The sequence below is a fragment of the Pseudomonas sp. BF-R-01 genome (assembly GCF_019946615.1).
Lineage (GTDB): Bacteria > Pseudomonadota > Gammaproteobacteria > Pseudomonadales > Pseudomonadaceae > Aquipseudomonas > Aquipseudomonas migulae.
This window is the reverse complement of record NZ_JAGYFX010000158.1, coordinates 1-9,129: the sequence shown is the minus strand read 5'-3', so window position 1 is coordinate 9,129 and position 9,129 is coordinate 1. Positions and strand designations below refer to the sequence as shown.

Genomic DNA, 9,129 nt, shown 5'->3' with positions numbered 1-9,129 from the left:
CCTACAGGTTTATGCCAACCCACAATCCCGGAGCATCCCTGCGATCTGTAGGAGCTGGCTTGCCGGCGATGGCGGCCGTGAGATCGCCATCGCCAGCAAGCCGGGCTCCTACTTTGCGTTGAGGTTCAGCGTCGGCGTCTCATCGAAGAAATTCCACGGCTTCAACAGCACATGCACCCACTCGGTCGGCATGATCGGCCATTCCTCCGCACGGGCGATGTGCGTGGTGCCGGTGGTCAGCCAGACCACGTCATCGCTGTTTTCGATGGACTGGTTGTCGTGGGTGAACTGCCCAAGCCCCGCATCCTTGTCCGAGCGGTTCGGGTATTTGCCTTCCGGATACTTCTCTTCCGGGTTGTAGCGCGTCACCCACAGCTGTTTGTCCATGAAACTCAGGCGGTGATAGAGCCATTCGTCCTTGCCGAAATTGGCACCCTTGGCCACCGGGTGCGTACCGCCGGCATACGGAATCAACTGATAGGAAACCGGGTTGCCGACTTTGTTTTCCTTGCTGGTATTGGTCAGCAGGCGAACAGTCGACGGGTCGAATTTCTGCGCGGCTTGCTGCTCGGTGCCGACGACTTTGGTTTCGGTCTGCATCGTGCTGGTGCGCGGTCCGCCACGGTCGTTCGGGGCAACCACCGGGTTCACTTCCACCAGCGAGTTGTTCTCACCGTCCACGTCCATGTCCAGGCGGAAGTTGTAGATGTGCTGGTGCGTGGTGCCGACGATGTTGTGGTCCAGCAGCGTGCCGTAGCGCGTGTCTTCCTTGGCCGTGGCTTCGTGCATGGTTTTCGATTTCACGCCCTTGACCGCTTCGATGCCGGTGGCGCCGGCGTCGATGCCAATGGTGCCGTTTTGCTGGAAGACCCAGTCGAAAATGTAGTCGTAGTTGCCGACGGTGCTGATCCAGCGCACCACCAGTTCACGACGCTCGGTGCTGAGGTTGGGCTGGCCCATTTCCTGGTGTTTGTATTCCGGGCCGGCGTAGCGCTCGAACACCGCCATGGCGCGGGGAATCGAAGTCGGGGCGCCGGTGTAGTCGGCAATGGTGGCGTCCAGCAGCACCGCGTTTTCCGGAGCATCTTTACCGCGCGCAATCGGCGAGGTCAGCGTGCCCATGCCGTAATCGCCCGAGTCGAGATAAGCCTTGAAGTACCAGCCGCCATCCGGATCGCCGTAAGGCACGATCATGCCGCCCAGCGAGCCTTCGTACATGATTTTGCGTTTCTTGCCCTTGTCGTCATAAGTGACGGTGGACAGGATCGGGCCGACCCGCGAGTCGAGGCGAACGTGGAAGTCCCAGTTCTGCCAGTGAATGCTGTTGCCGGAGATGGTGTAGTTTTTGCCTTCGGGCTCGATGATTTCCAGCGGCTTGACCGACGTGCCCTTACGCCCGCGTCCGTCGTACGGCGTCGATTTCATCGGCACCGGAATGACCGCATCGTCTTCGATCTTGATCAGTTTCTTCTGCTCCAGATCGACAATCGCCACCAGCCCCTCGATCGGGTGCGCCCAGTAGTTGCCGTCACCGGTATTCAGATAGCTGACGATTTTCAGCAGACGCTTGTCCTGCGCCAGCCCGTCCTTGCCGTCGAAGTAACCGACCGTCAACGGCGTGGCCACCACCTTCTTCACATCGCTGATACCGCGTTTGGTCAGTGCCTGCGCATACTCGGGGCTCGCTTCAATCGCCGATTGCACCGTCGCGAAGTCATCCAGCAGGACCATGCCGTGGGCGCCTTCGATCGGCTTCCACGATTTGAGCGTCTTGCTGTCGAGATCGACCAGGCCTTCAACCACATGCTTGCCGTCGAGCACCACAATGTTGGCCTGGCGCGGTTGGGCGACGTTTTGCCCGCTGTAGACGAAATTCCACACCTGATCCTTCGGCGGCTCGTTGACCGAAACTTCCGTGAAGCGGAAACCGGGTTTGTAGTGCTCCGATTGCTTGATGATTTCGACAGCGGTCTTGATCTCATCCGCGCTCAGCGGGTTGAGCGGGTTAGGGCGCGTCTCGACGACAAAGGTCTTGTCCAGGCCGGACTGGAACACCTGATTGATGAAGTCCTTGGACATGAAAGCGGTCTTGCCCTTGAACACCACCGGCACACTCAGCTCCATCCGTTTGCCGTTGAGCATGGCGACCTTGCTGCCCGGTTTGACCTTGAGATAAACGCCGTCCTTGGCAATCACGAACAGGTCGGCGTAGTCGTCCCATTTCACCGTGGCCCCAAACTCCTCAAGGCCCGCTTGCAGCGGCACCATCTCGGCGTGCCCGCCATGGGCCTGAGCGGTGCCCGCCCAGTAAGGCAGGCCAAGCGTGCCAAGGCTGATGGCCAGCGCGAGGCGGGCGAGGGGTTTTCTTTTCAGTGAGGCAAAGGAGGTGAACATGTCTGAATTCCTGGACGAACGCCGGTGACTGGCATGACTGCACTTTGCTACAGCTTGTGGCTGGCTTCTTTTGGATGCCTGCCAGAATCCTTTGGCTGTGTGCCTAAATCAACTTTTCTCGTTGACGAGTGGTGGCGAGTTGGCTGTCTGGAATCCATTGCTTCCGGTTAATAGGAAGCATTACTATTCACGCCCCGTCATCACAGCACACCGCAATGACCCCCAAGTTGCCCCGCAGACACGGCTTTTTCGAGCATTACGAAGAGTTGGTTGGCACCTGGACCCGTCGCCTGAGAAATCGTCAGCAGGCCGAGGATCTGGCCCACGACACCTTCGTGCGGGTGCTTGAGTCCGATTCGGCGGCGGTGCAGCAACCCCGGGCGTATTTGCACCAGACTGCGCGCAACATCGCGGTGGATGGTTATCGGCGTGAGGATCGGCGGGGCGCCATGGAGTCGGAGGCGATTGATCACAGTGTGTCGTCGTCCGGCGACCCGGAGCATTTCATGCATGCGATCCAGTTGGCTGATTCCATTGAACGGGCGCTCACCGAGTTGCCGGTCAACTGTCGCAAGGTTTTTGTTTGGCAGAAGATCGAAGGGCTGACCCAGGCTGAAATCGCCGAACGCCTGGGACTGTCCAAGAACATGGTGGAAAAGTATATGATCCGCACCCTGCGGCATCTGCGCGACCGCCTCGACGGTTTGCAACCATGATCGGCCGTGCACTCTCATCCCCAGCCAAACAGGAACTTCCATGATGGATACTCGTGATTGCGCGTGCGGGCAAACGACGGTTCGCGATGAGGCGGCGCAGTGGTTTGTGCGTTTGCAGGAGCCGGCCATTGACGTCGAAGAGCGCCAGCGTTTCGAGCACTGGCTGAACGAGCACCCTCAGCACCGCGACGAATTTCAGTTGCTTCAGGGCCTGTGGACAGCCGCCGACCTGGTGCCGCGTGCGCGACTGCAAGCCTTGTGCGAAACCCCGCCGGCGCGCACCAAACGTCGGCCGCTGGTGCGTTATGCGGTGGCGGCCAGTGTGGTGGCCGTGGCGCTGGGCCTGGGCCTGTTCAGCGGTTTGAATCAACCGGCGCCATACACCGCCGAGTATTCGACGACGTTGGGCGAGCGTCGCCAGGTGGCGCTGCCGGACGGTTCGGTGATCGACCTGAACAGCCGCAGTCGTCTTCAGGTGCGCTTTGAAAAAGGCCAGCGCGGCATCGAGTTGACGCAAGGCGAGGCAATGTTCAGCGTCGCCCACGACAGCGATCGGCCATTCGTGGTCGAGGCTGGCAGCGGCAAGGTCACGGTCACCGGCACGCGCTTCGATGTGCGTCGCGGCGCTCGTGACACCCGGGTCGTGGTGGAGCAGGGCACGGTCAGGGTTCAGGGGCACGGCGCGGCGGACAATGAGTTCGTCAACCTTACCGCTGGCCTGGGAACGCGCATTGATGCCCAGGGCAAAGTGGCCGCGGCCTATGCGGTCAACCCTGCGGAACTGACGGCCTGGCGCAACGGCAAACTGGTGTTCAACAACGCCAGCCTGGCCGAAGTGGCCGAGGAAGTATCGCGTTATCGGGACAAGCCACTCACCGTCGGCAACGACACAGTGGGCAATCTGCGCCTGACCAGCGTGTTCAAATCCGACAACACCGACGCGCTGCTCAAGGCCTTGCCGACCATCTTGCCGGTGGCCGTGCGCACCCTCGATGACGGCAGTCAGGAAATAATTTCAAAATAAATTCAGGTTTTTTTCGAGTTGATCGTCTTCCTGTCCAACTGCAACTGGTTTGCATTAACAGGCGCACACTCTTGCGATCCACAGGACTACGTTCGACGTGAAAAAAACCACCGCTAAAAACAACAACTCCCTTTGGTTGCCGCTGGCCCTTGCGCTGGCGGTCAACGCTGCGCTGCCCCAGGCCTTTGCCGCCGATGCCATTCACATCCCGGCGCAACCCTTGGGTCAGGCGCTGAGCGAGCTCGGCCAGCAAACCTCGTTGCAGGTTTTTTTCAGTCCTGAACTGGTCGCCGGCAAACAGGCCCCGGCGGTGGATGGCAACCTTTCGCCGGAACAGGCCTTGCGCCAATTGCTGCAGGGCAGCGGTCTCGAGTATCAGATCGACGAAGGTTCGGTGACCCTGACGCCGGCTCCATCGCCGACTTCCGCTGCCAATGGCCCGCTGGAACTGGGCGTGACTGACATCAAGGTCGTCGGTGACTGGCTCGGTGACGCCGATGCCGCCGTGGTGCAGAACCACCCCGGCGCCCGCACGGTGATTCGCCGCGAAGCCATGGTCGAGCAAGGCGCGATGAACGTCGGCGACGTGTTGAAGCGTGTGCCCGGTGTGCAAGTGCAAGAAGCCAACGGCACTGGCGGCAGCGATATCTCCCTGAACGTCGGCGTACGCGGCCTGACCTCGCGCCTGTCGCCACGCTCCACGGTGCTGATCGACGGCGTGCCGGCCGCGTTCGCGCCGTATGGCCAGCCGCAGCTGTCCATGGCACCGATTTCATCGGGTAACCTCGACAGCATCGACGTGGTACGCGGTGCCGGTTCCGTGCGCTACGGGCCGCAGAACGTTGGCGGTGTGATCAACTTCGTGACCCGCGCAATCCCGGAAAAAGCCTCCGCCGAAATCGGCACCACCCTGGAAACCTCCAAGCACGGTGGCTGGAAGCACATCGATACGGCGTTTGCCGGCGGTACGGCGGACAACGGCATTGGCGTGGCGCTGTTGTACTCGGGCGTGAACGGCAACGGTTACCGTGAGCGCAACAACGGCAACGACATCGACGACGTGTTGCTCAAGACCCACTGGGCGCCGACCGATGTCGACGACTTCAGCCTCAACCTGCATTACTACGATGCCAGCGCCGACATGCCCGGCGGCCTGACTCAGGCGCAGTACGACGCCAATCCGTTTCAGTCCGACCGCAACAACGACAACTTCAGCGGGCGCCGCAAGGACGTCTCGTTCAAGTGGGCGCGGCAGATCGATGACCGTACTCAGGCGGAAGTGCTGACGTACTACTCCGACAGCTTCCGTGGCAGCAACATCGCCGCCCGCGACCAGAAGACTATCGGCTCGTTCCCGCGTACCTATTACACCTTCGGTATCGAACCGCGGGTGTCCCATGTGTTCGACGTGGGCCCGACCACCCAGGAGGTCAGCGTCGGTTATCGCTACCTCAAGGAAGGCATGCACGAACAGGCGACCCGTCTGGAGCTGAACAAGAGCAACGAGCCCGTCGTGACCAAGGCCTCGGACGGCCATGTGTACCAGGACCGCACCGGCGGCACGGAAGCCAACTCCGTTTACCTCGACGACAAGATCGACGTCGGCAACTGGACGATTACACCCGGTATCCGTTTCGAGCACATCAGCACCGACTGGCATGAGCGCCCCGGACGCGATGCCGATGGCAAGCGTGTGACGGAGAAGAACCGCAGCATCGAAAGCAACGAGCCGCTGCCGGCCTTGAGCGTGATGTATCACATTTCCGATGCCTGGAAACTGTTCGCCAACTACGAGACTTCGTTCGGCAGCCTGCAGTATTTCCAGCTCGGTCAGGGCGGTACGGGTGACAGCACCGCCAACGGTCTGGAGCCGGAAAAAGCCAAGACCTACGAGCTCGGCACGCGCTACAACGATGATGTGTGGGGCGGCGAAGTGACGCTGTTCTACATCGACTTCGATAAAGAGTTGCAGTACATCAGCAACGATGCGGGCTGGACCAACCTCGGCGCAACCACGCACCAAGGCGTTGAAGCATCGGTGCATTACGACATGGCGGCACTGGACCCTCGGCTCGACGGCCTGAGCGCCAACGCCGGTTTCACCTACACACGTGCCGTGTATGAAGGGGAGATTCCAGGCTTCAAGGGCCGTGACCTGCCGTTCTATTCGCGCCAGGTCGCGACTGCCGGCTTGCGATATGACATCGACCGCTGGACCTACAACGTCGATGCGTTTGCCCAGTCCAAACAACGTTCGCCGGGCGTTGCCGTGAATTCCAACGGCAGCTTCACCAACAACTACATCACCGAAGGCACTGCCGACGGTCAGTACGGCGACATTCCCGGTTACGTCACCTGGAACGTGCGGGGCGGTTATGACTTCGGCGCGCAGCTATCGAACCTGAAAGTCGGCGCCGGGGTGAAAAACATCTTCGACAAGCAGTACTTCACCCGCTCCAGCGACAACAACTCGGGCATGTACGTCGGCGCACCGCGCACGTTCTTCGTGCAGGCCAGCGTCGGGTTCTGATAGACCGAGTCGCCTGCATCGCCGGCAAGCCGGCTCCTACAAGATCGCCGGCGTGCACAGAATCTGTGTTCGCTGGAGATCCCTGTAGGAGCGAGGCTTGCCCGCGAAGATGGCTGTCCAGTCGATAGAAATGGCGCCTGACCCACCGCTTTCGCGGGCAAGTCGGATCGCCGCACCGCTCGCTCCTACAGTTGTTTCGCACATAGATAGTGTGTGCACTGACGATCCTTGTAGGAGCTGGCTTGCCGGCGATGCTTTTCAGGCCTTCAACACCTTTCCGCCAATGGCAACCGCCACCAGCAGCACCGCCATCAGCCCAAAGGCAAAACTCAAACTGCTGCCGTGGGCGATGAACCCGATCACCGCCGGCCCCGCCAGAATCCCCGCGTAACCCAGCGTCGTAATCGCCGGCACGGCAATGCTTTCAGGCATGACCGTCTGCTTGCCCACGGCGGTGTACAGCACCGGCACGATATTCGAGCAGCCCGCGCCCAGCAGTGCATAACCCACCAGCGCCATCTCCCAGCTCGGTGCAAACGTCGCCAGAAACAGGCCGGTAGCGGCCGTCAGCCCACCGAACACGATCACCCGTGTCGCGCCGAGGCGCCGGACGATCTTGTCACCGGTCAAGCGCCCGGCCGTCATGGTCAGCGCAAACGCCGCATAACCCAATCCCGCATAGGCCGTGTCGATCCCGCGTTCCTGCGCCAGGAACACCGCGCTCCAGTCCAGTGCCGCGCCCTCGGCAAGGAACACGATGAAACACATCCCGCCGATAAACAGCACGATGCCGTGGGGAATGGCAAAGGCCGGCCCGGAACTTTCGCTGCCATATGGCAGCAAGTGCGGCGCGGCTTTGCACAGTGCGATCAGCAGCAGCACGATCACCACCAGCATCGCCCCCAACGGAGAAACCCCGAAGCCGAGCAGGGCACTGACGCCCGCTGCCCCGACAATCCCGCCGAGGCTGAACAGCCCGTGGAAACCCGACATCATGGTTTTGCCGCTAGCGCGCTCGACGATCACCGCTTGCAGGTTTACCGTCGAATCCACCGTGCCGAGGCCCGCGCCGAACATGAACAAGGCCGCAATCAGCGCCGGGATCGAGGACACCGTCGCCAACAGCGGCAGCGCCACACAGATCAACAACGTACCGCCCGTCAGCACGCGTCGGCAGCCGAAACGCGTGGCCAGCAGCCCTGCCATCGGCATCGCCAGAATCGAGCCCACCCCCAGGCACAACAGCAGCAAGCCGAGGGTGCCTTCATCCAGCCCGGCCCGGGCCTTGGCGTAAGGCACCAGCGGCGCCCACGCGGCAATCCCGAAACCGGCGATGAAAAAGGCAATGCGCGTGGACATCTGTTCCAGGCGTCCGGGCACGAAAGTGGTGGGCGTGTTGAGGTTGGTCATATCGATCCTTGGCAAAAAACGTCGCGTCCCCAAGGGACAGTGACTCACCCATGAGGTTCGATCAGCGTCCGGACGGTTTCGCGGTCAGGCAGGGTGACATCCTTGCACAGCCCGTCGCGGTTTCGCGATATGTTGCACGCCTGTGATGTTTACACGGGAGGCGCCATGACGCCGTTCTACGATGCTCGAGGCAATATCTACGCGGTAGTGGCGCCGGATGCAGTGCGCCGCGCAGGGATCGATTTACCTGAACAGGCCAGTCTGGCGGCGCAAACCCGCACGACCTGGGCATTGTCGGCCATCGAGGCGTTCTGTGCCTGGGCGCCGGGCGCGCAACCGCCCGGCAGCAAGGACCATCGCTGCGACGGTCTGCTGGTCGGCCCGTTTCAAACGTCGCCGCCGTTCGATCTGTTGATCGTCAATACCGACGGCACCCTGGCCGAGCGCAGTGGCAACGGGCTGACGATTCTCTCCCAGGCGCTCAGCGATCAAGGACTGTTTCCGGAAAACGCGGCGTGTGTGCTCAGGGTTCATCACGACAAGGCCGACACGCCTTCGCCTGGTGAAACATCGGTGAACCGCGCGCAGGTCGAGGGTGTGCAGGGTTTCTGGCTGGATCTGGGCAAACCGGCGTTCGGACCCGAGGCGGTCAGTGCTCAAGGGGTGACCGATGTGGCATTCAACGGTCGTGAGCTCAGCCACGTTCAATCGTTGTCGGCGCTGGATCCTGCCTGGTCGCGCAGCCAGTTCGTGCGGGTCGGCAATCCGCATTGCGTAACCCTTGTGGACGATGCCGAGGCATTGCCGGCCAATGAGCAGATGCGCGAAGCGCGATTGTCCGAAGGGTTGACGCGCATTGCCTACGCGATGCCGACCGGGGCAGGGCGCCCGTGCCCGGCGGGGGTTAATTTGCAATGGGCGATGCGCGAGTCAGCGGGGAAAATTGCTGCTCGGGTGTTTGAACGTGGGGAAGGGCCGACGGCGTCGTCCGGTACCAGTGCGAGCGCGGTGGCGTGTGCGGCTTGGCGGGTGGGTTGGGTGGAGGCGGGTGAGGT

The 9,129-nt window shown here is 61.6% G+C and carries 6 protein-coding genes; 4 read left to right on the top strand and 2 right to left on the bottom strand.

Features of this window, described 5'->3' with window-relative positions:
* Positions 1-108: 108 nt before the first annotated feature.
* The gene (gene tynA / locus KGB27_RS29905) at positions 109-2,394 is read right to left on the bottom strand and encodes a primary-amine oxidase (RefSeq protein ID WP_223437720.1); all 2,286 of its coding nucleotides are present in this window, start codon (positions 2,392-2,394) and stop codon (positions 109-111) included.
* A 215-nt stretch (positions 2,395-2,609) separates the two neighbouring features.
* Here tynA and KGB27_RS29900 point away from each other — a divergent pair, with 215 nt between their 5' ends.
* The 3 genes from KGB27_RS29900 (at position 2,610) to KGB27_RS29890 (ending at position 6,664) form a co-directional block, all read left to right on the top strand.
* The gene (locus KGB27_RS29900; RefSeq protein WP_008038304.1) at positions 2,610-3,110 is read left to right on the top strand and encodes a sigma-70 family RNA polymerase sigma factor; all 501 of its coding nucleotides are present in this window, start codon (positions 2,610-2,612) and stop codon (positions 3,108-3,110) included.
* Positions 3,111-3,150: 40 nt separating this feature from the next.
* A complete protein-coding gene (locus KGB27_RS29895) occupies positions 3,151-4,134 on the top strand; it encodes a FecR family protein (RefSeq protein WP_223557295.1) in 984 nt (327 codons plus the stop codon).
* 97 nt (positions 4,135-4,231) lie between these two features.
* Positions 4,232-6,664: a TonB-dependent siderophore receptor gene (locus KGB27_RS29890; protein ID WP_223557294.1), complete on the top strand. Its 2,433-nt coding sequence runs from the start codon at positions 4,232-4,234 to the stop codon at positions 6,662-6,664.
* 258 nt (positions 6,665-6,922) lie between these two features.
* On the opposite strand, the gene KGB27_RS29885 is transcribed toward KGB27_RS29890, so the two are convergent.
* Positions 6,923-8,074, bottom strand: coding sequence for an MFS transporter (locus KGB27_RS29885; RefSeq protein ID WP_192228911.1), 1,152 nt, complete (start codon positions 8,072-8,074; stop codon positions 6,923-6,925).
* Positions 8,075-8,239: 165 nt separating this feature from the next.
* Between KGB27_RS29885 and KGB27_RS29880 the strand changes: the two genes are divergently transcribed.
* On the top strand, positions 8,240-9,129 hold an 890-nt coding region (locus KGB27_RS29880; protein WP_223557293.1), incomplete at its 3' end, for a diaminopimelate epimerase.

Coding starts and splice junctions, on each gene's coding strand:
- tynA (WP_223437720.1), bottom strand. CDS start 2,394: ATGTTCACCTCCTTTGCCTCACTGAAAAGAAAACCCCTCGCCCGCCTC.
- KGB27_RS29900 (WP_008038304.1), top strand. CDS start 2,610: ATGACCCCCAAGTTGCCCCGCAGACACGGCTTTTTCGAGCATTACGAA.
- KGB27_RS29895 (WP_223557295.1), top strand. CDS start 3,151: ATGATGGATACTCGTGATTGCGCGTGCGGGCAAACGACGGTTCGCGAT.
- KGB27_RS29885 (WP_192228911.1), bottom strand. CDS start 8,074: ATGACCAACCTCAACACGCCCACCACTTTCGTGCCCGGACGCCTGGAA.